This window comes from Xanthomonas sp. NCPPB 4467 (assembly GCF_041475665.2).
Taxonomy (GTDB): Bacteria; Pseudomonadota; Gammaproteobacteria; order Xanthomonadales; family Xanthomonadaceae; genus Xanthomonas; species Xanthomonas dyei.
Window position 1 is genome coordinate 4,319,188 of sequence record NZ_CM191260.1, and the last position, 23,325, is coordinate 4,342,512.

Annotated in this window: 22 protein-coding genes and 1 other RNA gene; 11 read left to right on the forward strand and 12 right to left on the reverse strand. The window is 63.8% G+C overall.

Annotated features, from left to right (window positions below; genetic code table 11):
- Positions 1–353 precede the first annotated feature (353 nt).
- The 3 genes from rimI to pssA are packed head-to-tail and all read right to left on the reverse strand — an operon-like array spanning position 354 to position 2,081.
- Positions 354–836 (reverse strand): ribosomal protein S18-alanine N-acetyltransferase, encoded by a 483-nt coding sequence (rimI, locus tag ACCQ06_RS18735; protein WP_170068587.1) that lies wholly within the window; start codon positions 834–836, stop codon positions 354–356.
- The gene (locus ACCQ06_RS18740) at positions 833–1,285 is read right to left on the reverse strand and encodes an alanine acetyltransferase (RefSeq protein WP_211287667.1); all 453 of its coding nucleotides are present in this window, start codon (positions 1,283–1,285) and stop codon (positions 833–835) included. Before ACCQ06_RS18740 ends, rimI begins: the two co-directional genes overlap by 4 nt.
- A gap of 22 nt (positions 1,286–1,307) precedes the next feature.
- Positions 1,308–2,081 carry a CDP-diacylglycerol--serine O-phosphatidyltransferase gene (pssA, locus tag ACCQ06_RS18745; RefSeq protein ID WP_104615394.1) on the reverse strand — a complete coding sequence of 258 codons (774 nt, stop codon included), beginning with the start codon at positions 2,079–2,081 and terminating at the stop codon, positions 1,308–1,310.
- A 123-nt stretch (positions 2,082–2,204) separates the two neighbouring features.
- Here pssA and ACCQ06_RS18750 point away from each other — a divergent pair, with 123 nt between their 5' ends.
- The 3 genes from ACCQ06_RS18750 to ACCQ06_RS18760 all read left to right on the forward strand — a co-directional run bounded on the left by ACCQ06_RS18750 (position 2,205) and on the right by ACCQ06_RS18760 (position 5,186).
- Entirely contained in the window at positions 2,205–2,606 is a 402-nt protein-coding gene (locus ACCQ06_RS18750) for a DUF4124 domain-containing protein (RefSeq protein ID WP_316688693.1), read from the forward strand.
- A gap of 276 nt (positions 2,607–2,882) precedes the next feature.
- Complete coding sequence (locus ACCQ06_RS18755; RefSeq protein ID WP_316688695.1) at positions 2,883–4,577, forward strand: proline--tRNA ligase; 1,695 nt, start codon at positions 2,883–2,885, stop codon at positions 4,575–4,577.
- 144 nt (positions 4,578–4,721) lie between these two features.
- Positions 4,722–5,186 (forward strand): H-NS histone family protein, encoded by a 465-nt coding sequence (locus ACCQ06_RS18760; protein ID WP_228323531.1) that lies wholly within the window; start codon positions 4,722–4,724, stop codon positions 5,184–5,186.
- Positions 5,187–5,244: 58 nt separating this feature from the next.
- Here ACCQ06_RS18760 and ACCQ06_RS18765 read toward each other — a convergent pair whose 3' ends face one another.
- Positions 5,245–6,504: a threonine/serine exporter family protein gene (locus tag ACCQ06_RS18765; RefSeq protein ID WP_104615397.1), complete on the reverse strand. Its 1,260-nt coding sequence runs from the start codon at positions 6,502–6,504 to the stop codon at positions 5,245–5,247.
- Between the two features lie 49 nt (positions 6,505–6,553).
- Here ACCQ06_RS18765 and ACCQ06_RS18770 point away from each other — a divergent pair, with 49 nt between their 5' ends.
- The 4 genes from ACCQ06_RS18770 to ACCQ06_RS18785 all read left to right on the forward strand — a co-directional run bounded on the left by ACCQ06_RS18770 (position 6,554) and on the right by ACCQ06_RS18785 (position 10,272).
- Positions 6,554–7,783: an ABC transporter permease gene (locus ACCQ06_RS18770; protein WP_228323532.1), complete on the forward strand. Its 1,230-nt coding sequence runs from the start codon at positions 6,554–6,556 to the stop codon at positions 7,781–7,783.
- Positions 7,784–7,850: 67 nt separating this feature from the next.
- The gene (locus tag ACCQ06_RS18775) at positions 7,851–8,702 is read left to right on the forward strand and encodes an ABC transporter ATP-binding protein (protein ID WP_228323533.1); all 852 of its coding nucleotides are present in this window, start codon (positions 7,851–7,853) and stop codon (positions 8,700–8,702) included.
- Between the two features lie 2 nt (positions 8,703–8,704).
- Positions 8,705–9,631 (forward strand): MlaD family protein, encoded by a 927-nt coding sequence (locus ACCQ06_RS18780; RefSeq protein ID WP_005991785.1) that lies wholly within the window; start codon positions 8,705–8,707, stop codon positions 9,629–9,631.
- The gene (locus tag ACCQ06_RS18785) at positions 9,628–10,272 is read left to right on the forward strand and encodes an ABC-type transport auxiliary lipoprotein family protein (RefSeq protein WP_228323534.1); all 645 of its coding nucleotides are present in this window, start codon (positions 9,628–9,630) and stop codon (positions 10,270–10,272) included. Before ACCQ06_RS18780 ends, ACCQ06_RS18785 begins: the two co-directional genes overlap by 4 nt.
- A 22-nt stretch (positions 10,273–10,294) precedes the next feature.
- On the opposite strand, the gene ACCQ06_RS18790 is transcribed toward ACCQ06_RS18785, so the two are convergent.
- Both ACCQ06_RS18790 and ACCQ06_RS18795 read right to left on the reverse strand, forming a co-directional pair.
- A non-coding RNA gene (locus ACCQ06_RS18790) (sX9 sRNA) lies at positions 10,295–10,369 on the reverse strand.
- Between the two features lie 499 nt (positions 10,370–10,868).
- Positions 10,869–11,468 carry an alpha-ketoglutarate-dependent dioxygenase AlkB family protein gene (locus tag ACCQ06_RS18795; RefSeq protein ID WP_170068590.1) on the reverse strand — a complete coding sequence of 200 codons (600 nt, stop codon included), beginning with the start codon at positions 11,466–11,468 and terminating at the stop codon, positions 10,869–10,871.
- A gap of 125 nt (positions 11,469–11,593) precedes the next feature.
- Here ACCQ06_RS18795 and ACCQ06_RS18800 point away from each other — a divergent pair, with 125 nt between their 5' ends.
- Positions 11,594–13,243 (forward strand): electron transfer flavoprotein-ubiquinone oxidoreductase, encoded by a 1,650-nt coding sequence (locus ACCQ06_RS18800; RefSeq protein ID WP_316688698.1) that lies wholly within the window; start codon positions 11,594–11,596, stop codon positions 13,241–13,243.
- A complete protein-coding gene (locus tag ACCQ06_RS18805) occupies positions 13,240–15,327 on the forward strand; it encodes a glycoside hydrolase family 99-like domain-containing protein (protein WP_316688700.1) in 2,088 nt (695 codons plus the stop codon). The genes ACCQ06_RS18800 and ACCQ06_RS18805 overlap by 4 nt, the downstream gene beginning before the upstream one ends.
- A 32-nt stretch (positions 15,328–15,359) precedes the next feature.
- Here the strand turns inward: ACCQ06_RS18805 and ACCQ06_RS18810 are convergent, their stop codons facing one another.
- Both ACCQ06_RS18810 and ACCQ06_RS18815 read right to left on the reverse strand, forming a co-directional pair.
- Positions 15,360–15,995, reverse strand: coding sequence for a CoA transferase subunit B (locus ACCQ06_RS18810; protein ID WP_316688702.1), 636 nt, complete (start codon positions 15,993–15,995; stop codon positions 15,360–15,362).
- Entirely contained in the window at positions 15,995–16,726 is a 732-nt protein-coding gene (locus ACCQ06_RS18815) for a CoA transferase subunit A (RefSeq protein WP_104615405.1), read from the reverse strand. Before ACCQ06_RS18815 ends, ACCQ06_RS18810 begins: the two co-directional genes overlap by 1 nt.
- A gap of 134 nt (positions 16,727–16,860) precedes the next feature.
- Between ACCQ06_RS18815 and ACCQ06_RS18820 the strand changes: the two genes are divergently transcribed.
- Entirely contained in the window at positions 16,861–18,207 is a 1,347-nt protein-coding gene (locus tag ACCQ06_RS18820) for a phosphohexomutase domain-containing protein (protein ID WP_104615406.1), read from the forward strand.
- 49 nt (positions 18,208–18,256) lie between these two features.
- Entirely contained in the window at positions 18,257–19,660 is a 1,404-nt protein-coding gene (locus tag ACCQ06_RS18825) for a mannose-1-phosphate guanylyltransferase/mannose-6-phosphate isomerase (RefSeq protein WP_316688704.1), read from the forward strand.
- Between the two features lie 104 nt (positions 19,661–19,764).
- Here ACCQ06_RS18825 and rfbD read toward each other — a convergent pair whose 3' ends face one another.
- The 4 genes from rfbD to rfbB are packed head-to-tail and all read right to left on the reverse strand — an operon-like array spanning position 19,765 to position 23,218.
- Entirely contained in the window at positions 19,765–20,673 is a 909-nt protein-coding gene (rfbD, locus tag ACCQ06_RS18830) for a dTDP-4-dehydrorhamnose reductase (RefSeq protein ID WP_316688705.1), read from the reverse strand.
- Entirely contained in the window at positions 20,670–21,227 is a 558-nt protein-coding gene (gene rfbC / locus ACCQ06_RS18835; protein WP_316688706.1) for a dTDP-4-dehydrorhamnose 3,5-epimerase, read from the reverse strand. Before rfbC ends, rfbD begins: the two co-directional genes overlap by 4 nt.
- Positions 21,224–22,111, reverse strand: a complete 888-nt coding sequence (rfbA, locus tag ACCQ06_RS18840; protein WP_316688707.1) for a glucose-1-phosphate thymidylyltransferase RfbA — start codon at positions 22,109–22,111, stop codon at positions 21,224–21,226. Before rfbA ends, rfbC begins: the two co-directional genes overlap by 4 nt.
- A 51-nt stretch (positions 22,112–22,162) precedes the next feature.
- The gene (gene rfbB / locus ACCQ06_RS18845; protein WP_316688708.1) at positions 22,163–23,218 is read right to left on the reverse strand and encodes a dTDP-glucose 4,6-dehydratase; all 1,056 of its coding nucleotides are present in this window, start codon (positions 23,216–23,218) and stop codon (positions 22,163–22,165) included.
- Positions 23,219–23,325 lie beyond the last annotated feature (107 nt).

Consider the following 23,325-nt stretch of genomic DNA (forward strand, 5'->3'; position numbering starts at 1 on the left):
ACACGTAGAACACCTGTGATGCAGCCGACCGGATGGAGACGCATCTGCACATCTGCACTGTTTGATGCAAGCCATGCGCAAGACCGCGCGATCGAAAACAACACAACGACCGACCTCGCTGCTGGTGTCGCGATGGGCTAGAGAGAACGTGCCACTCTGCGTCGCCTCCGCCTGCAACAACCAGTACGCATGCCACACTCAGACAAGATTGACTGCGGGGACTTAAGCGCCCTCAGGCAGGCGCGCACGTTTCATGCGCACAGCCGCCAGCCGACGCATACGTCATGCATGCTGTCGGTACCTGCAGTCGATTCGATGATGGGCAGCCTACGAAGACGAGGCTGCCGCAGCGCTTAGGAAAACCCTTCGAAAAACAACTCGATCGCCATCACCAGCGCATCTTCGCGTCCGGTGTGGGAGGGGTAGTAGCGTGGGCGCCGGCCGATCTCATTGAAGCCTTCGGCGTGATACAGCGCAATCGCCGAGGGATTGGACGGGCGCACTTCCAAAAATGCGCGCCGCGCGCCGCGGTCGCAGGCGCCCTTGACCAGCGCACGCAACAACACGCGGCCGTGTCCTTGCGACTGCGCTTCTGGCGCAATGCAGACATTGAGAATATGTGCCTCGTCGGCGGCGACGCTGATGATGCCGTAACCGATGACCTGGCCGCCCTGCTCCATCACCCAACCCGGGTAACCGGCCTGCAGGCAATCGCGAAAGATGCTGCGCGTCCAGGGAAACGGATAGGCACGCAGCTCGATCTCCATCACCGCGTCCAGATCGCTTTCGCGCATGGCACGCAGTGACGTGGGCAGCGGGGCGTTCATCGCGCTCACGCCGGGCCCTGACGGCGACGCAGCGCGCGCAGCTGCGGCCACAGCGCGCGCTTGGCGGCCGGGTTGCCACGCAACTCGGCCAGCGGCCAGGAGGCCATCAAGGCTTGGGTCGACGGATCGCCCGGGTCGCAACCGGACGCGCGCAGCAGCGCCATCTGCAAACGGTCGGGTAGACCAACGCGGCTGCGTCGTTGCGGCGCAGCTGCCGAGCGCGTGCCAGGTGCACCCGCGTCGGGCGGCGCGGTGGGAGCCGAGCGCCGGGCCGGCGGTGCAGCAACCGGAGCCGCCGGCGTGACACGTTGCGCACGCACTGGTGCGGGCGCTGGCGCGTGCTCTACAACGTCGACCGGCGCAGGCGGCGTATCGGCGGTGTCGCGATCCAGGTACACGGTGTGCCCCATCGCCTGCAGGCACGACACCTGCAGATCCGACCACACCGGCTCGTGCACAGACTCGCTCATGCGTGCCGGCTCATGGCAGCTCGGGCACGCGCCGCCAGCGCCGCCACAGCCACATCGCCGGGCCGGACAACGCATACAGCACGCCGATCACCAGCAGCGACCGCGCCAGATCGATCACCAACAGCGCGATCACCACCGTAGCGACCGCCAATGCCAGAAACGGCACACGGTCGGCACGCGTGCCACGCGCGCCGCCCTTGAAGCTCCAGAAGCGAATCCGGCTGACCATCAACAGTGCCGACACCACCGTGACCGCCAGTGCCACGTAGCGCAGCTGCTCGCCATCGAAGCCCAGGCTGTCGTCGGCGAACGCCCACACAAAAGACATCATCAAGCCGGCCGCGGCCGGGCTGGCCAGGCCGATGAACCAGCGTTTGTCGACCACGCCGACCTGGGTATTGAAGCGCGCCAGCCGCAGCGCCGCGCAGGCCGCATACAAGAAGGCGGCCGACCAGCCGACCCGGCCCATCACGTTGCTGTCGTATTTCAGCGCCGACAGCGACCAGTGGTACATCACCAGCGCCGGGGCCATGCCGAAGCTGACCAGATCGGCCAGCGAGTCGTACTGCACACCGAATTCGCTGCTGGTATTGGTCAGGCGCGCGACCCGGCCGTCCAACCCGTCCATCACCGCCGCCACGAATACCGCCATCGCCGCCTGGACGAACTGACCATTGGCGGCGGCGATGATGGCGTAGAAACCGGAAAACAGCCCGGCGGTGGTGAACAGGTTCGGCAGCAGGTAAATCGTGCGCGAGCGCGGGGGCGGTCTCATTTCATCCATCCGGCAAGTGTAGGGCCTGAGGTCCGTCCGGCGGTAGCGCGCCCGCACCCGCGGCGCGCGATCACTTGCCAGCGCGGGCCGTGGATGCTGCAATCGCGGCGGGAATCATCCAGGGGAAGCCACATGCACCTGTCGTCCGGGCTTTGCGCCCTGTTGCTGCTGCTCAGCGCCACTGCAGGCGCCACCGAGCTCTATAAGTGGAAGGACGCCAAGGGCGTGACCCACTACACCGAAACCCCGCCACCGACCGGCCAGCGCTACGAATCGCGCCGGATCGACGCACGCAGCGGCACCGCGGCCATCGCCACGCCAGAGACCGCCACGCCCGAATCGGCCGACTGCCTCACCGCACGCCGCAACCTGGAGCTGCTCAGCGGTAAGGGCGAGGTGACCATGGGCGCCGGCACCGACGGCAAGCCCGGCACGCCACTGGATCCGGACGCCCGCGCCGCGCAGCGCAATCTGGCCGAAGCCGCCGCCAAGGCCTATTGCAAGCCGGCAGCGACCGGCGCTCCGGCCAGCTGAGTTCAGCAGGACAGCGTGAGCGGCTGTCGGGCCGTTTCAGTAGTGAAATAACCCACCGCAACGTTGGCGCGCTGCCTGCCGAAGGCGGCGCCGGCACATCCGCAGCCCTGTGGCCGGGCTCGCACCGCGGGCCGACGCTCCGGCGTCACGACCCGCCTGATCAGCCAAGCCGAACGTCTACCATTCTCCCGCTGCGTAGCACCGCGCAGCCACTGGCCGATGACCGGCAGGGCGCGACACTGGCAAACTAGGGGCTTTCCGCCCAAGCGAAGCCCGATGCGTCTTTCCCAGTTCCACCTGCACACCACCAAGGAAACCCCGGCCGACGCCGAGCTGGTCAGCCACCGTCTGATGCTGCGCGCGGGCATGATCCGCAAGCTGGCCTCCGGGCTGTACACCTGGTCGCCGCTGGGCCTGCGCGTGCTGCGCAAGGTCGAGGCGATCGTGCGCGAGGAAATGAACCGCGCCGGCGCCGTGGAGGTGCTGTTCCCCACCATCCAGCCCCGCGAGCTGTGGGACGCCACCGGGCGTTGGGAAAAATTCGGCGGGCAGTTGCTCAAGATCAGCGACCGCAAGCAGCAGGAGTTTTGCTACAGCCCCACCGCCGAAGAGGCCGCGGCCGACTTCGCGCGCCAGGAGATCAACAGCTACAAGCAGTTGCCGCTCAACTTCTATCAGATCCAGACCAAGTTCCGCGATGAGATCCGCCCCCGCTTCGGGGTGATGCGCGCGCGCGAGTTCCTGATGAAGGACGCCTATTCGTTCCATCTCACCGATGCGGACATGGCGCGCGAATACGACAACATGCGTGCGGCGTACACCCGCATCTTCACCCGCCTGGGGCTGGAGTTCCGCGCGGTGCAGGCCGACTCCGGCGCGATCGGTGGCGATGCCTCGCAGGAATTCCACGTCATCGCCGACTCCGGCGAAGACTCGCTGGCGTTCTCCACGGCGTCCGACTACGCCGCCAACGTGGAAACCGCCAGCGCCGCGCTGCCGGGCCCGCGTCCGGACGCCGCCGAGAGCATGCGCCAGGTCGACACACCCACCCAGAAGACCTGCGAAGACGTCGCCCAGCTGCTGGGCATCGCGCTGCAGCGCACGGTCAAGTCGGTGGCGGTGATGACTGACGCCGGCTTCGTGCTGGTGCTGGTGCGCGGCGACCACGCGGTCAACGAGATCAAGCTGGGCAAGGTGGCCGGCCTGGCCGACTATCGCCTGGCCAACGAGGCCGAAATCCGCGACCACCTCGGCTGTGAGCCAGGCTTCCTGGGGCCGGTCAACACTGCCCGGCCGGTGCGTGTGGTGGCCGATCGCGATGTCGCGGCCATGGCCGATTTCGTGGTCGGCGCCAATGTGGCCGGCGCCCACCTTGCCGGCGTCAACTGGGGCCGCGACCTGCCCGAGCCGGAGACGGTGGCCGATGTGCGCAACGTCATCGACGGCGAACGCGCTGCCGATGGCGGCGAGCTGCGCCTGGCCCGCGGCATCGAAGTGGGTCACGTGTTCCAGCTCGGTAGCCAGTACGCGCAGGCGTTGCAGGCCACCGTCATCGACGAAAACGGCAAGGTCGCGGTGATGAAGATGGGCTGTTATGGCATCGGCATTTCGCGCATCGTGGCCGCGGCAATCGAACAGAACCATGACGACGCCGGCATCCTCTGGCCGGCCCCGATGGCGCCGTGGCAGGTGGTGGTGTGCGTGATCAATCCCAAGCAGGATGCCCAGGTGGTCGCCGCCGCCCAGGCGTTGCTGGACGAATTGATCGCCGCCGGTCTGGACGCCGCATTGGACGACCGCGGCCTGCGTCCGGGCGCCATGTTTGCCGATATGGAACTATTGGGCATTCCGCATCGGGTGGTGGTCTCGGAACGTGGATTGGCGGCCGGCACATTTGAATATCGCGCCCGCACCGCCGAATCGGCAGAAAACCTGGATAAGGCTGGATTATTCTCCCGCCTGGGGTGCTGATCAAACCGGGCAATCACGCTCAAATTGCATGAACACAAGGCGCCGATGTATTTCGGCGCATTTGTCATGGGGGTTTTCTGACATTATGATGGCCGCCGCTGCCAAGGATCGGCATTCTTTCTCTCTCAATCTTCCGGAGTCGCGATGTCGATCGATCTTTCTGGCCTGTCGGCCAAGCAGTTGAGCGCACTGATCAAAAATGCAAAGAAGCAGCAGACCGTGGTTGCCAAGCGCGCCCCGATCGCCAAGGTTCGCACACAGCTGACCCGCGCGGCGAAAGCCCAGGGTTATTCCATCGAAGAATTGTTTGGTACCGCCGCCAGTGCCGGCCCGGGTCGTCCGGCCGCTGCCGGCAAGCCGGGTCCGCGCGCCGGCCGCAAGCTGGGCAAGGTTGCGCCGAAATACCGCAACCCGGCCAACATCCAGGAAACCTGGACCGGCCGTGGCAAGCAGCCGCGCTGGCTGGCCGAACTGACCGCTGCCGGCAAGAAGGTGGAAGACTTCCTGATCAGCAAGGTTGGCGGCGGTGCAAAGAAGGCATCGGCAAAGAAGGCCGCGGCACGCAAGACGGTCACCAAGCGCGCGACCAAGAAGTCCAAGGCCGCTTGATCCAGACAATAAAAACGCCGGCAATGCCGGCGTTTTTATTGGACGATTTTCTGGCCGCTCATAAATTCTTGCGCGCCGGAATCAGCAGGTTTCCAAACAGCAAACCGGCCATCAATGCCATCACGATATTGGTGACCGCCAACAATGCGGCTTGTCCCACACTGACATCCTGCTGTTGCACCAGGGTCAAAAAACCCCGCAGGCTGACGCTACCGGGAACCAGCATGATGATGCCCGGCAATCGAATCAGCGCACCGGGTTTTTGCACCACCCGCCCGAACAGATTCCCGGCGGCAGTCAATGCCATCGCCGAGGCAAATACTCCGGCCGGACCGCCCCAGGCATGCCCGGCATAACGGGCAATGACATAACCGGACATCGCTGCGGCCATGATCCATAAATAATCGCGCCGATTGGCCTTGAACAACACCGCAAACGCATAAGCGGCCACCAGCAACGACGCCCATTCCACCCAGCTGGCCTGCGGACGCAAGGCAGCTACCTGGGGGTGCAGGCCCATCAATTGGGTCAGCGTCACCGCAATCACGGCGCCCACCGTGAGCTTGAGCACCGTGGTCACCGCACCGGCCAGCCGCGCCGTGCCGGACACCCAGTGCTGGCTGGCCAGCTCGTTGAAGGCATTGGTCAGCGACATGCCTGGCAACAGCACCACCAGCGAGGCAATGATGACCGTATTGAGATTCAACGGCCCGACCAGCGATGCCACCAGTGCGGCAACCACGCCGGCCAGCAGGCCGGCCAGCGCTTCGCCGGCTTCCTTGGTGGCGGCGCGTTTGTCGGTGTACTGGGTCAGCAGGCCGATCGACATGCCGATCGCGCCAGCGGTGGCGATATCCAGCCAGGGCAACTTCCACAACCCGGCCACGCCGGCCGCGGCCAGGCCGAAGGCCAGCACCTGCAAGGTCTTGCCGCGCCGGTCGACTTCACGGTCCAGGCGGCGCAGCGCGGTATGGCCCTGCGCAATGCTCATGCGGCCGTTGGCCACGCTGTCGGCCACGTAGTCGGCCACGCTGAGCTTATAGAGATCGTTCTCGCCCGGCGCCAGCCGGATCACACGGGTGATGTCGCTGGACCCGATCGCCTTGGTCGGGTCGCTGAAGCTCAAGATGATGCCGGTGGGATTGGACCAGGGCTCGCAATCCAGCCCCAGCTTTTGCGATAGCCCGATCACCGCGGCCTCCAGGCGTTGCGCCGTGGTGCCATAGGAATGCAGGCGCCCGGCGATTTCCGACACAAAGGCGACGCGCTGGGCGTAGGTGGCACTGGCGGACGGGAGAACGACGGTGGCAGCGGACATGCGTGGCGGGTTGGATCGAAAAAACGCCGTGCGGCGAGGCCGCCAGTGTATGCCGCAGCGCGCGTGGCCGGTGCCTCCGTTGGCGGCTGCACGGACATCGCTGCGGTTGCGTCCCCATCTTTCGCTCACACCGGCGCGGTATGCTGGCGCCACGGACAGGCTACCCATGATCAAACCGCAACCTCCACGCATCGAACAAGACTCGCAGGATCAGGCACAGGTCCGACTCTCCGGCAGTTGGGTCCTGGCGACCGCGCTGCCCCAGGCCGAACTGCTGCAAGCCGTGCCCGACGGGGTGCGTCGCATCGACGCGCGCGGCATCGGGCAACTGGATTCGGCCGGCGTGCTGCAACTGCTGCGCTTTGCCGGCCGCATGGGGCTGAAAGAAGACGCCATCGATTTCCGCGATGAACACCAGGCGCTGGTGTGCACCATCGAAGAACTCAACGACGAGCGCCCCAAGCCCAAGCGCGATCTCGGCTTCGTCGCCGCGCTGGATCGCCTGGGCCGCACCACCCATGGCGTCGGCCAGGGCATTCTGGAACTCAACAGTTTTCTGGGCGAGAACCTGGTCAAGATCGCGCGGCTGATCCACGAGCCGCGCCGCTTCCGCCTCACCTCCACCGTGCACCACATGGAACAGGTGGGGCTGGATGCGGTGCCGCTGGTGGTGCTGCTGTCGTATCTGGTCGGCGCGGTGATCGCATTTTTGGGCTCGACCATCCTGCGCGACTTCGGCGCGGAAATTTACGTGGTCGAGTTGGTGTCCATCGCGTTCCTGCGCGAATTTGCGGTACTGCTGACCGCGATCGTGCTGGCCGGGCGCACCGCCAGCGCGTTCACCGCGCAGATCGGCGCGATGAAATCGCGCGAAGAGGTGGATGCCATCCGCACGCTGGGGCTGGACCCGATCGACCTGCTGGTGATTCCGCGTCTGCTGGCGCTGATCTTCACCCTGCCGCTGCTGACCTTCATCGCGATGATCGCCGGCCTGGCCGGTGGCGTGACCGTAGGCGCATTCGATCTGGATATCCCGCCGCAGATGTATCTGGCGCGCATGCACGACACCATCCAGTTGCGGCATTTCCTGGTCGGCTTGTCGAAGGCGCCGCTGTTTGCGCTGGTGATCGGCCTGATCGGTTGCCTGGAAGGGTTGAAGGTCAGCGGCACCGCGCAGTCGGTGGGCGAACGCACCACCTCGTCGGTGGTACAGACGATTTCCTTGGTCATCATCCTCGACGCAATTGCGGCGTTGTGGTTCATGAAGATGGGGTGGTGATGGAGCCGGGATTGGACAGTCGGGATTTGGGATTCGTGCAAGGCAGGAGCGCTGTTGGCGCGCTGAGATGTGGGAGTGCTGTGCTGTGACCGATTCCGAACCCCACATCTTCATTCCCGAAACGGACGAAGACGACCAACTGGCGATCTCCGTGCGCGGGCTGACCAACCGGTTCGGTAGCCAGGTCGTGCACGAGGATCTCGACCTGGACGTGCGACGCGGCGAGATCCTGGGCGTGGTCGGCGGCTCGGGCACCGGCAAGTCGGTGTTGATGCGCAGCATCCTGGGCCTGCGCGAGCCCGATGCCGGCAGCATCCAGGTGCTGGGCGCGGATGCGCGCTCCGGGCGTTTTGTCGACCGCCAGCACATCACTCGCAACACCGGGGTGCTGTTCCAGGACGGGGCGCTGTTTTCGTCGATGACCGTTGGCGAAAACGTGCAGGTGCCGTTGAAGGAACACCATGGCGAGTTCCCGGAGCGCTGGTATTTCGAACTGGCGCTGCTGAAGATCAAGCTGGCCGGCTTGCCGGCCGATGCGTTGGACAAGCTGCCTTCGCAATTGTCCGGCGGCATGCGCAAGCGCGCCGGCCTGGCGCGTGCACTGGCGCTGGACCCGCCGCTGCTGTTTCTGGACGAGCCCACCGCCGGGCTGGACCCGATCGGCGCGGCCGCTTTCGACCGCCTGATCCGCACGCTGCAGCAGGCGCTGGGCCTGACCGTGTTCCTGATCACCCATGACCTGGATACGCTGTACGCCATCTGCGACCGCATCGCGGTGCTGGCCGATCGCAAGGTGATCGCCAACGCGCCGCTGGCCGAGGTCGAGCAGATCGATCACCCCTGGATCCAGGAATATTTCCACGGTCCGCGCGCCCGCGCCGCGCGCGCGGCCAAGACCGACTCCACCGAGACCGCCTGAGCATGGAAACAAAAGCCAATTACGTCCTGATCGGCGCCTTCACTATCGTGGCAGGCCTGGCCTTGCTGCTGTTCGGTCTGTGGGCCGCCAAATATTCGTCCGATCGCACCTGGCAGCAGTACCGGGTGGTGTTCCGCGAGGCGGTCACCGGCCTGTCGGTCGGCAGCCCGGTGCAATACAACGGCATCGCGGTGGGCTCGATCACCGAACTGACGCTGGCCCCCAACGACCCACGCCAGGTGGTCGCACACGTGCGCGTCAACTCCACCACACCGATCAAGAGCGATACCCGCGCCAAGCTGGCCATCACCAGCCTCACCGGCCCGTCGATCATCCAGCTCTCCGGCGGCACGCCCGAGGCGCCGTCGCTGACCACCATCGACAAGAGCGACGCACCGATCATCCAGACCACGCCCTCGGCGCTGCAGAACATCACCGATACCGCCAACCGCATCGTCGAGCGCATGGACGAAATGCTCTCGGACAAGAACGTGGCCAGCATTTCGGCCACGCTGCAGAACCTGGAAAAGATCAGCGGCGGCATCGCCGACCGCGACGAAGGCATGCAGGCGCTGATCGTCAGCGCGCGCGATGCCGCGCGCAATCTGGACACCACCCTGACCACCACCAACGGCACCATCAAGCGGCTGGATCAGAATCTGGTGCAGCAGCTGCCGGGCATCTTGAACAAGCTGGACGCCACGCTGGTCAAGCTGGATTCGGCCGCCGGCAACGCCGACAACATCCTTGGCGAAAACCGCGCGGCCATCAACAGCTTCGCCAACGACGGCCTGGGCCAGCTCGGACCGACGTTGACCGAATTGCGCGGCCTGATCCGCGACCTGCGCCGGGTCAGCGACAAACTGGACAACAACCCTGCGCGCTACCTGCTCGGCCGCGACGCACCCAAGGAGTTCGAACCGAAATGACTGCCATGCGCCTGTTGCGTCCCCTGCTGTGCGTCTCGTTGCTGGCGTTGGGCGGCTGCTCGGTCCTGACCGGTGGCGACAAGAAGCCGGCCACGATTTACGCCCCCACCGTGCGCGTCACGCCCAATCCCGCCTGGCCGCAGGTGACCTGGCAGCTGTCGGTCGCCAAGCCGAGCGCTGCACGCATCATCGACAGCCCGCGCATCAACGTGCGCCCCACGCCGGGCGAAGTGCAGGTCTACCAAGGCGCCGGTTGGGCGCAACCGGCCACCGACATGCTGGAAGACAGCGTGGTGCGCGCGTTCGAAGACTCCGGCAAGATCGCGGGGGTTGCGCGCATCGGCGCCGGGATCCGCTCGGACTACAAGTTGGCGATCGACGTGCGCCGCTTTGAAGCCGATTACGCCGGCCAGTCGGTGCCCTCGGCCACCATCGAACTCAACGCCAAGCTATTGCATTCGTCCGATCAACGCGTGGCCGCCTCGCGCACCTTCCTGGTCGCACGCCCGTCCACCAGCACCGACACCGCTGCGGTGGCCGTCGCCTTCGAGCAGGCGCTGACCCAGGTCACCACCGAGCTGGTCGGCTGGACGCTGACCACCGGGCAACAGGACAGCCAGAACTTGCCGCGTTCGTTGTAAGCGCAAGCGACGGACTTGGAGCTGCTGACAACACCTAGTGAGCAGTCGTTAGGTGGGTGCGGACAATGCGTGGAACCGGAGTTTACGAGTGGGACATACCGACTTCTAGCACCGGCCGCGCCCGCCTGTTGGCTGCCGCAAGGCGGCTGATCTGCGGGGGCTGGCTGCAAGGCCCTTGCCCGCCCACCCTCGCGGGACACGCTGCAAGTACGTCCTCGTAAGCTCCGTGGCGGCATCCATGCGCCAAGGGTCCCGCGACGGTAAGCGGGCAAAGACCAGTCACGATGGTCGGTGCGTAAAGTTTCAGCACAACAACCAGCAAACCGCACGACGCGGTGGTTTCGTTCTTCAGCAAAAACACCAGCAAACGATCTGGTGCGGTGTCCTCGCCGCTCGCGGGACCGTGTGGCGGCATGGATGCCGCCACCGAGCCTCCATGGACGGATTCACGGCGTGTCCCGCGAGCGATGAGGGCACCGCGCACTCGACCAACTCAGCGTCTGACCCGCACTTCTGGCTGCATCCACCACGATAAGGCTGACAAAAAGACCTACGCGCATCGCCAGGCGAGCGCTTGTTACGTTTTGGTAGCGCTCCTATCGCCGGGACGCGCGCATCGCAATCTGACGAAAGGTCAAATTGATGCGTTCGCCGACCGGCTTTACGGTGCGCGGCAAGGCGTGCTTGTAATGGCGCTGGGTATCTCCGCCCATCACCAGCAGATCGCCGTGCCCCAGGTCCAGCGTCTGCTTCAGGGATGCATCATCGCGATGCTTGAATGCAAAGCGCCGCACCGCCCCCAGGCTGAGCGATGCGATCACCGGTTGCGCGCCCAGCTCTGGCTCGTCGTCGCTATGCCAGCCCATCGCGTCGGCTCCGCTGCGGTAGCGGTTGACCAGCACGCTGTTGAACGGGCAACCGGTTTCATGCTGCAGACGGGCGCGCACCGGCTGCAGCGCCTCCAGCCACGGCTGCGGCGCAAACTGCGTGCCGGAGTAGCGATAGCTGGCATCGGCATCGCCGATCCAGCTGCTCAGACGCGGCGAATCCACCACCCGCCCGAACATGCGGATGCGGTGCACCTCCCATTGCACTTGGTCCAGCAACGCCTGCAGCAGCGCATCGGCCTGCGCGGCCTGCAACCAGCCACGACACCAATGGATCTGAGCTCCCGGCAATGCAACGCGCAGTTTCATGCGCAAACGCTAGCATGCGCGTGCCGGAGCGCGCCGTCAGACGTGGATGAATCGACGCGATTTGCCGCCATCACATGCAATCCCGGAAAATACGCGCCAGCCATCGAGCCAACGGGAGCGGAGCAATGTCGGAAGCGGGAATCGGCGCGCAAGCGTCAGAGACGGTCGAGCGCGATGTCATGGAATACGACGTCGTCACCGTCGGTGCCGGTCCGGCCGGGCTATCGTTCGCGATCCGGCTCAAGCAGCTCAACCCCGAGCTGAGTGTGTGCGTGATCGAAAAATCCAGCACCATCGGCGCGCATATCCTCTCCGGCGCAGTGATCGAACCCGGCCCGTTGGACGCCTTGCTGCCCGGCTGGCGCGACAACCCGCCGCCGATCTGCGTGGCCGCCACCGACGACGAATTCTGGTTCCTCGGCAAGGACAGCGCGCGCAAGTTCCCGGTGGTACCGCCGGGCATGCGCAACCACGGCAACTTCATCGTCAGCTTAGGGGCGATGTGCGCCTGGCTCGCGCCGCAGGCCGAAGCGCTGGGCGTGGAAATCTACCCCGGCTTTGCCGCCGCCGAAACGCTGCAAGACGACAGCGGCCAGGTGGTGGGCGTGCGCATCGGTGACATGGGCGTGGCCAAGGACGGCGCGCACAAGCCCGGCTACACCGCCGGTATCGACATCCGCGCCAAGGTCACCGTGCTGGCCGAAGGCGCGCGCGGGCATCTGACCAAGCGCCTGCTCAAGCGCTTCGACCTCACCGCAGACAGCGACCCGCAGGGCTATTCCATCGGCATCAAGGAGCTGTGGCAGGTGCCCGAAGGCCGCGTGACGCCCGGCAAGATCGTGCACACCATCGGCTGGCCTGCGGACAACCGCACCTACGGTGGCAGCTTTCTGTATCACCTGGACAACAACCAGATCGCGCTTGGCTACGTCAGCGGACTGGATTACAGCGACCCGAAATACCAGCCGTGGGAAGCCTTCCAGCAATGGAAAAACCACATGCTGATCAAGTCGCTGCTGGAAGGCGGCAGCATCCTGTCGGCCGGTGCGCGCGCCATCGTCACCGGCGGCTGGCAGTCGCTACCCAAAGTCGAGATGCCCGGTGCGCTGCTGATCGGCGACACCGCCGGCCTGCTCAACGTGCCCAAGATCAAGGGCACCCATCAGGCTATTCGCAGCGGCATGCTGGCCGCCGAACACCTGGTGCAATCGCAGCTGGCCCCCCAGGGCTTCGACGCAAAACTGCGCGCCTCGGACGCGATGGCGGAGCTGAAGGAAGTCCGCAATATCAAACCCGGGTTCAAGAAAGGGCTGTGGTTCGGCCTGCTCAATGCCGCCTGGGAAACTGCACTCAAGGGCGCCTCGCCGTGGACGCTGAAGAACAAGGCGGACTGGTCGGCGCTGCACAAGCTCGGCGACTACGAACAACCCAAGCGCGACTACGTCACCCGCGAACTGGCCCCGCGCGACCGCCTGCAGGCGGTCTACTTCGCCGCCACCGAACACGACGAAGACCAACCGGTGCATCTGAAAGTCCTGGACACCGATGTCTGCGCCACCCGCTGCGTGGAGGAGTACGACAACCCCTGCACCCGCTTCTGCCCGGCCAACGTCTACGAAATGGTCGCAGACACCGCCAGCCCAACCGGCAAGCGCCTGCAGATCAACGCCGCCAACTGCGTGCACTGCAAGACCTGCGACATCAAGGACCCTTACGAGATCATCACCTGGGTCACACCGGAGGGTGGTTCGGGGCCGAACTACCAGAACTTGTGAGTGCATCTGGTCGGTCTGTGCGCTCGCGCGCGCGTACGCAATTATTCGGGCTGTTGCGCGCTGCGTTTCGTGCACTTCCGTTGAGCGAAGCAACGCGTGACCGCTGGCGCCTGTGGTTTCTGGACAGGCACTCTGGGTGGGTGCCGGCGCCCGTGCGAGGACGCACAGGCGACGGTGCATCGCGACGCGCCGTTATCCGTGGCGATGAAGCAGCGATCGGCTACGTTCCGTATCGCCGGGTTACCCTGCCTGCGACGCTTCCAGCCACACTGGTTGCATTCTATTTGCCGCAATTTCACCCCATCCCGGAGAACGATGCCTGGTGGGGAAAAGGATTCACCGAATGGCGCAATGTGACCCGCGCCCTTCCCCAGTTCGAGGGGCATCAGCAACCCAGGTTGCCCGCTGACCTGGGCTTTTACGACCTTCGAAATCCTCAAATCCTGCGTGAGCAAGCGCGGCTGGCACAGGAATACGGCCTAGGTGCGTTTTGCTTTTATTTCTACTGGTTCGGCGGCAAGACGCTGCTGGAAATGCCAATCCGCCAATGGCACGAAGATCACTCGATCACGCTGCCTTTTTGCCTTTGCTGGGCAAACGAGAAGTGGGCACGTCGCTGGGACGGGCGCGGCGACGATATCCTGATCGATCAGGCGCATGATGCCGATGACGATCTCGCTTTCATCGCGCATGTCGCGTCCTACATGCGCAACCCGAAGTACCTGCGTGTGGATGGGCATCCACTTTTGCTCGTCTACCGCCCCCATTTGCTACCCGAGCCAGCGCAAACGGCAGCGCGCTGGCGCGCCTGGTGTCGTGACAACGGCATCGGCGAAATCCATCTTGCCTACGTACAGGGATTCGAACGCCCCGATCCACGCGATATCGGCTTTGATGCAGCTGTCGAGTTTCCGCCGAACATGAGTACTCCGCCGTCGGTCGCCGCCAAGCAGCGCCTGATAAATTTCGACTTCAACGGTGAAGTGCTCGACTGGCGAGAGCTGGCGCACGACATGGAACAGCGTCCGTTGCGCGACTACACGCTCTATCCCGGCGTCAATCCGGGTTGGGACAATGAGCCGCGTCGCTCGGGAAAAGGACGCGCCTTTCTGCACGCATCACCTCGCCGATATCGCGACTGGTTATCGCACACCGTGCAGCATCGCCTCGCCGACGCACCACCAGTGCACCGCACGGTCTTTATCAATGCCTGGAACGAATGGGCAGAAGGCGCGGTGCTCGAACCCGATACGCGTCTCGGATATGCCTGGCTGGAGGCAACACGGCAAGCGTTGCTTGCTCCAACCGAACGTACTGCAATGTCAGGCAAACATACATTTTGCATCGTCTTGCACGCTTGGTATCTTGACGTTTTGGACGAAATGCTCGATGCAATCGTTCAAGTGGATGTACCGCTGCGACTTGTGATCACCACCGAACCCACGCTGGCCAAGCAAGTACGTCAGCGCGTGGAGCAACGTGAACTACACGCTGAGGTGGAAGGCTTCGAGAACCGTGGCCGTGACGTTCTGCCTTTTCTGCATGTTGCCAATCGGCTGCTGGACGAAGGCGAACAACTGATAGTCAAGCTGCATACAAAAAAATCGACCCATCGCAACGACGGCGAAGCCTGGCGACGTGAAATGCTTGCAGCGCTGTTGGCACAACGCCACGTCAGTGCAATCATGGATGCGTTTGCGATCGACCCTTTGTTGGGGCTCGTCGCGCCCGCAGACCATGTCTTGCCGGTCGCCGACTTTGTCGGGGCCAATGCCGACGCCCTGGATTACCTCGCCGTTCGCACCGGCACCACCGCAGTGGTAGAGCAAAGCCGGTTTGCGTCGGGCAGCATGTTCTGGGTCCGACTCGAAGCGCTGCGTCCACTGCTCGATGCGCATCTGCATCCAAGCGAATTTGAGAGCGAGCAAGGCCAGATCGACGGAACCCTGGCACATGCGATCGAACGTTTCGTTGGGGTTACGGTGGCGCAGTCCGGACACCGGCTCACGACGATCGAACAGGTTCTAGGAGTGAGCGAGCCTCTATCGGCAACCCCTTATCGCTACGCCCGCAAGGCGCCATAACGGCGCTCTGCGGGCAGTCAGCTCGGCCGATCTTATCGCTGCGCGGTGAAATTCACGCCAGTCTTGGCCCGCAACTCCTCCAGTCCCACCCCATCGGCCGCCTCCACCAAGACCAATCCGTCGGCGGTGACATCGAACACGGCCAGGTCGGTGATGATGCGATCGACCACACCCACGCCAGTCAATGGCAGGTCGCACGCCGGCAGGATCTTGTGGCTGCCATCCTTGGCCACGTGCTCCATCAGCACCACCACGCGCTTGACGCCGGCCACCAGGTCCATCGCGCCGCCCATGCCCTTGACCATCTTGCCGGGCACCATCCAGTTGGCCAGGTCGCCGCGGTCGGTGACCTGCATCGCGCCAAGAATCGCCAGATCGATATGGCCGCCGCGGATCATCCCGAACGAGTCATGGCTGCCGAAATAACTGGCACCGGCACGCGCAGTCACCGTCTGTTTGCCGGCATTGATCAGGTCTGCGTCCACTTCATCTTCGGTGGGGAACGGGCCAATGCCGAGCAGGCCGTTTTCCGATTGCAACCACACGTCCACGCCGTCGGGGATGTGATTGGCCACCAGCGTCGGCAGGCCGATCCCCAAGTTGACGTAGGCGCCGTCGGTCAACTCGCGCGCCGCGCGTGCGGCCATCTGATCTCGGGTCCAGGCCATTACTGCTGTCCTTCGCGCACGGTGCGCTGTTCGATGCGTTTTTCCGGCGCCGTGTTGAGCACCAGTCGGTCGACGTAGATGCCCGGCAGATGCACGTGGTCCGGATCGATGCTGCCAAGCGCCACGATCTCTTCGACCTCGGCAATGCAGACGCGGCCGGCCATGGCGCAGGCCGGGTTGAAATTGCGCGCGGTCTTGCGAAATACCAGGTTGCCGGCGGTATCGGCGCGCCACGCCTTGACCAGCGCGACATCGGCATGCAGCGCTGTTTCCAGAACGTAATGCTTGCCGTCGAATTCGCGGGTTTCCTTGCCATCGGCCACGATGGTGCCGTAGCCGGTAGCGGTGTAGAACGCGGGAATTCCCGCACCGCCCGCACGCAGGCGCTCGGCCAGGGTGCCTTGCGGATTGAACTCAAGCTCGAGTTCGCCAGCCAGATATTGGCGTTCGAATTCCTTGTTTTCGCCCACGTAGGACGAAATCATCTTGCGGATCTGTCGGGTGGCCAATAGTTGACCAAGCCCGAATCCATCGACGCCGGCGTTGTTGGAAATCACCGTCAATCCACCGACCCCGCTGTCGCGTACGGCAGCGATCAGCGCTTCGGGAATCCCGCACAAACCAAAGCCGCCCACCGCCAGCGTCTGGCCATCGGCCAACAGGCCATCCAGCGCCGTCGTTGCATCGGCATAGCGTTTACCGCCTGCCTTACCCTCTTCATTGCTGCGCATCACCGCCCTCACCTCGCTGATGTGAAGCGGCCATTCTATCCGCTGACTGTTCCCTGTCCCCGGTCGCAATTCCGCCACACCCAAGACACGGCGCACCCGCTAAACTCGAGTGTCCCCCACCTCAGGAATTGCCCATGACGCTACCCGCCTTCAAGGCCTACGATATTCGCGGCCGCGTGCCGGATGAACTCAACGAGGACTTGGCCCGCCGGATCGGCGTGGCACTGGCGGCGCAGCTGGATCAAGGGCCCGTGGTCCTGGGCCACGATGTGCGCCTGGCCAGCCCGGCCTTGCAGGAAGCGCTGTCGGCAGGCCTGCGCGCCAGCGGCCGCGAGGTGATCGACATCGGCCTGTGCGGCACCGAGGAGGTCTATTTCCAGACCGATTACCTCAAGGCCGCCGGCGGCGTGATGGTCACCGCCAGCCACAATCCGATGGACTACAACGGCATGAAGCTGGTGCGCGAGCAGGCCAAGCCGATCAGTTCCGATACCGGCCTGTTCGCGATCCGCGACACGGTCGCTGCCGATACCGCCGCAGCCGGCGAGCCCACTGCAAGCGAGCAGAGCCGCACCGACAAGACCGCATACTTGGAGCACCTGCTCAGCTACGTCGACCGCAGCACGCTCAAGCCGCTCAAGCTGGTGGTCAATGCGGGCAATGGCGGCGCGGGCCTGATCGTGGACCTGCTTGCACCGCACCTGCCGTTCGAATTCGTGCGCGTGTTCCATGAGCCCGATGGCAACTTCCCCAACGGCATTCCCAACCCGCTGCTGCCGGAAAACCGCGCCGCCACCGCCAAGGCGGTCAAGGATCACGGCGCAGATTTCGGCATCGCATGGGATGGCGATTTCGACCGCTGCTTCTTCTTCGATCACACCGGCCGCTTCATCGAAGGCTATTACCTGGTCGGTTTGCTGGCGCAGGCCATTTTGGCCAAGCAGCCCGGCGGCAAGGTCGTGCACGACCCGCGCCTGACCTGGAATACGGTCGAGCAGGTCGAAGAAGCCGGCGGCATTCCGGTGCTGTGCAAGAGCGGCCATGCCTTCATCAAGGAAAAGATGCGCAGCGAAAACGCCGTGTATGGCGGCGAAATGAGCGCGCACCATTACTTCCGCGAATTCGCCTATGCCGATTCCGGGATGATCCCGTGGTTATTGATCGCCGAGCTGGTCTCGCAGTCCGGACGCTCGCTGGCCGATCTGGTCGAAGCGCGCATGCAGAAGTTCCCGTGCAGCGGCGAGATCAACTTCAAGGTCGCCGATGCCAAGGCGTCGGTCGCCCGCGTGATGGAACACTACGCCGACCTGTCGCCCGAGCTGGACTACACCGACGGCATCAGTGCGGATTTCGGCCAGTGGCGCTTCAACCTGCGCAGCTCCAACACTGAGCCGCTGTTGCGCCTGAACGTGGAAACGCGCGGCGATGCCGCACTGCTGGAAAGCCGCACGCAAGAGATTTCCGACTTGCTGCGCGGTTGATTCACTCTCCTCTCCCACCTATAGACGCACTTTGGAGTTTCCCCCGCCCATGAGCGACGTCCTACCCATCATTTTGTCCGGCGGTTCCGGCACGCGCCTGTGGCCGCTGTCGCGCGAATCCTATCCCAAGCAGTTTCTGCCGCTGGTCGGCGACAAGAGCATGCTGCAGGCCACCTGGCTGCGCTCGGCTCCGGTGGCAGGCCATGCACCGATCGTGGTTGCCAACGAAGAGCATCGGTTCATGGCAGCAGAGCAATTGCAGCAGCTGGGCGTGAAGCCCTCTGCCATTCTGCTGGAGCCCAATGGACGCAACACGGCCCCGGCGATCGCGGTAGCGGCGCTGGAAGCCATGCGCAACGGCGCCGACCCGCTGCTGCTGGTCCTTCCGTCCGATCACGTGATTCAGAATGAAGCCGCGTTTCAGGCGGCGGTGACGGCAGCAGCTGCTGCGGCCGAGCAAGGCAAGCTGGTCACCTTCGGCATCAAGCCAACAGCGCCCGAGACCGGCTACGGCTATATCAAGGCCGGTAGCGGTACCGGCGCCACTGCCGTTGAGCGTTTCGTCGAGAAGCCGGACCTGGCCACCGCGCAGGGTTACCTCGCCAGCGGCGAGTACTACTGGAACAGCGGCATGTTCCTGTTCCGCGCCTCGCGTTACCTGGAGGAACTGCGCAAGTTCCACCCGGCCATTGCCGATGCTTGCCAGAAAGCCTGGGAAAACGGCAAGCGCGATGCCGACTTCACCCGCCTGGACAAGGACGCGTTCGCGGCCAGCCCGTCGGATTCGATCGACTACGCGGTGATGGAAAAGACCGCCGATGCGGTGGTGGTCCCGCTGGACGCCGGCTGGAACGATGTCGGTTCGTGGTCGTCGCTGCTGGACGTGTCCGAGCAGGACGCCCACGGCAATGCGCATCATGGCGACGTGATCCAGGTCGACTGCCGCAATACTTACGCCTACGGCTCGCGCCTGATCGCTATGGTCGGCCTGGAAGACGTGGTCGTCGTCGAGACGCCGGACGCTGTGCTGGTCGGTCACCGCGATCGCATCCAGGAGGTCAAGGACGTGGTCGGCCGCATCAAGGCCGACGGCCGGTCCGAAGCCACCTGGCACCGCAAGGTCTATCGTCCCTGGGGTGCCTACGATTCGATCGACATGGGCCAACGTCACCAGGTCAAGCGCATCACCGTCAAACCCGGTGCGGTGCTGAGCCTGCAGATGCACCACCATCGCGCCGAACACTGGATCGTGGTGAGCGGTACCGCCGAAGTCACCCGTGGCGACGAGGTGCTGCTACTGACCGAAAACCAAAGTACCTACATCCCGCTGGGTGTGACCCACCGCCTGCGCAATCCGGGCAAGCTGCCGCTGGAGCTGATCGAAGTACAGTCTGGCAGCTATCTGGGCGAAGACGACATCGTGCGTTTTGAAGATACCTACGGGCGCGCCTGATCGGTCGCTTGGGCTATATGTTTCGCACAAAAAACAGCCGGGATTCCCGGCTGTTTTTCGTTACGGATCGGGTGCGTGGAATCACCGCAACCTGGGCGCTGCTTTTAACGTTTTGCCGCAGCCAACTCGGCAATCACCTGCTGCAACCCGGCCTGCCACTGCGGCAACACAATGCCGAAATCGTTCTGCAGCTTGTCGATCGATAACCGCGAATATGCCGGTCGCTTTGCTGGCGTCGGGTAGTCCGCTGTGGTGATCGGCACGACACGCGGGGCGCGCGCCAGTAAGCCTGCCGCGACGGCCTGCTCGAAGATGGCCTCGGCAAATCCGTGCCAACTGGTCTGGCCAGCAGCCGTAAGGTGCCAGGTGCCCGATGTGCCAGGACTGCGTTGACGCAGCAGCTGCGCGGTGACATCGGCAATCAAGGCCGCGGGTGTTGGCGTACCGATCTGGTCGGCCACCACGCGCAGCTCATCGCGCTCTGCACCCACGCGCAACATCGTGCGCAGGAAGTTGGCACCATGCGAGGCGTACACCCAGGCGGTACGCAGGATCAAGTGTTCGACACCTGACGCGCGGATCGCCTGCTCGCCAGCGAGCTTGGTTTCGCCATACACACCCAGCGGCGAAGTTTGCGACTCTTCGCGATAGGGCGCGCTGCCTTGCCCGTCGAAGACGTAATCGGTGGAGTAATGCACCAATGGCACATCGTGCGCGGCACACCATTGCGCGATAACGCCGGGAGATTGCGCATTTGCACGCATGGCGCTGTCGCGGTCCTGCTCGGCACGATCTACCGCCGTGTAAGCGGCGGCATTGACCACAGCCGTCGGATGGAGGCGATCCAGCAAACCGGTCAACGTGTCCGGCACGTCGAAATCCGCGATTTCGCAGGCGCTACCATCAGGCAATTGACCACTGCGTGTCGTCGCGATTACCGCGCCATCGGCTGTAAATGCGCGCAACAATTCGGTACCGACCTGCCCGTTTGCGCCAAAGACCAAGGTGGTCACGGCGAAAACACCGGCAGGCGCTCGACCGGCACATCGGTCAGGAATGGCGCAGTTGCATCCTTGGCGGAGAGCACAGGATCGCTGATCGGCCAGTCGATCCCGATCGCCGCGTCGTCCCACCGTACGCCTGCATCGGCTTCCTTGACGTAGACGTCAGTGCATAGATAGCTGAAAACCGCGCGCTCTGACAGCACCGCAAAGCCGTGCGCAAAGCCTTCCGGAATCCAGAATTGCTTTTTGTTTTCTGCGCTCAATACCACTGCCGCCCACTGACCGAAGGTGGGCGATCCATGACGTACGTCGACAGCCACGTCGTAAACCTCGCCTTCGAGCACGCTGACCAGCTTGCCCTGCGGCCGCGGCCACTGGTAGTGCAGGCCGCGCAACACGCCTTTGGCCGACGTCGACACGTTGCTTTGCACGAACCGTGTCGGCAAGCCCTGTTGACCAAAGCGTTCTGCGTTCCAGGTTTCGAAAAAATAGCCACGTTCATCGCCAAACACCGCCGGCTCGATCACTACGCAGCCAGACAGCTTGGTTTCAATCACTTTCATGGAACAACTCCTCGTAACGCCAAATCGTGCAGATACTTGCCGTAGTCGTTCTTTCGCAACGGCGCAGCCAGACGCTCCAGTTGCTCGGCATCGATCCAGCCTTGGCCAAATGCGATTTCTTCAGGGCAACACACCTGCAGACCCTGCCGCATCTGGATGGTCTCGATGAAATTGGCTGCTTCGTGCAACGACTGATGCGTACCTGTATCCAGCCACGCATAGCCACGCCCGAGCGGCTCAAGATGCAGGTTGCCGGCATCGAGATAGCAGCGATTGAGATCGGTGATCTCCAGCTCGCCGCGTGGCGATGGCTTCAGCGCGGCAGCGTAGTCGCTGGCCTTGCCATCGTAGAAATACAGACCGGTGACCGCGTAATTGGAGCGGGGTTTTTCCGGCTTTTCGGCAATATCGATAACCTTGCCGTGCTGATCGAATTCGGCAACGCCGTAACGCTCCGGATCATTGACCCAGTAACCGAAGACTGTCGCCCCCTGCTCACGCGCATCGGCACGCTGCAGCGTCTCGGTCAAGCCATGCCCATGAAAAATATTGTCCCCCAATACCAGGCAGCTCGGCTTGCCATCGACGAAATCGCGACCGATCAGATACGCCTGCGCCAGTCCATCGGGACTCGGTTGCACGGCATATTGAATATTGACGCCCCATTGCGAACCATCGCCCAACAGCGACTGAAACAGCGCCTGCTCGTGTGGTGTATTGATGATCAGGATATCCCGGATGCCCGCCAGCATCAGAACACTGAGCGGGTAGTAGATCATCGGCTTGTCGTACACCGGCAGCAGCTGCTTGCTGACGCCCTTGGTGATCGGATACAGGCGCGTGCCGGATCCACCCGCCAGAATGATGCCTTTGCGTTGTGTCATGAGAGCTTCCTTGGGGGTCCGTATACCTGTGCGGACATTGAAGATGGAGTGTTATGCGGTCGCGCCGATGCGTTCCAGGCGATAGCTTCCATCCAATACACCCTGTACCCACGCCTGATTGGTCAGGTACCACTCGATCGTCTGCGCAATCCCTTGCTCGAAGGTATAAGCAGGCTCCCAACCCAGTTCGTTCTTCAACTTGGAGGCGTCGATCGCGTAGCGACGGTCATGCCCTGGACGATCGGTGACGTAGGTGATCTGGCTCGCACGCGGCTTGCCGTCTTCGCGCGGACGATGTTGATCCAGCAGCGCGCAGATCGCCTGCACGACCTCGATGTTCTGGCGCTCGGAGTTACCGCCCACGTTGTAGGTCTCGCCCACCTTGCCCTTGGCCAATACGGTCCGGATCGCCTCGCAATGGTCGCTGACGAACAGCCAGTCGCGCACCTGCTTGCCATCGCCGTAGACCGGCAGCGGTTCGCCCGCCAGTGCCTTGGCGATGACCAGCGGGATGAGCTTTTCAGGGAAGTGATACGGGCCGTAGTTGTTCGAGCAATTGGTGGTCAGCACCGGCAGCCCGTAGGTGTGGTGGAACGCACGCACCAGATGATCCGAGGCGGCCTTGGAGGCCGAGTACGGCGAATTGGGCGCGTAGGGCGTGGTTTCGGTGAACTTGCCGGTCTCTCCGAGCGTGCCGTAGACCTCGTCGGTGGACACGTGCAGAAAACGGAACGCGTCTCGGCGCCCATCCGGCAATGCCTTCCAGTAGTCGCGAACGGCCTCGAGCAACGCCAGAGTGCCGACCACGTTGGTCTGGATGAAGGCACCCGGACCTTCGATCGAGCGGTCTACATGGCTTTCGGCTGCGAAGTTCAGCACCGCATCGGGCTGGTGTTCCTGCAGCAGGCGAGTGACGAGCGCTCCGTCGCCGATATCGCCTTTCACGAAGACATGGTCCGCGTTGCCTTCCAGCGACGCCAACGTGTTCAGATTTCCTGCATAGGTCAACGCGTCCAGATTGACCACGCGAACCCCGCGGGAGACCGCCTCAAGAACAAAATTGCCGCCGATGAAGCCGGCACCGCCGGTTACTAGCCATGTCGCCACTGTCTACCCCTCCTGGTCGCGCGCCAAACGCGCTGCGTTTTTAAGCCACACAGGATATACGCTCACGGCAATATCGGGCTTAAGCGCGAGCGACTCCGCATGGCTCC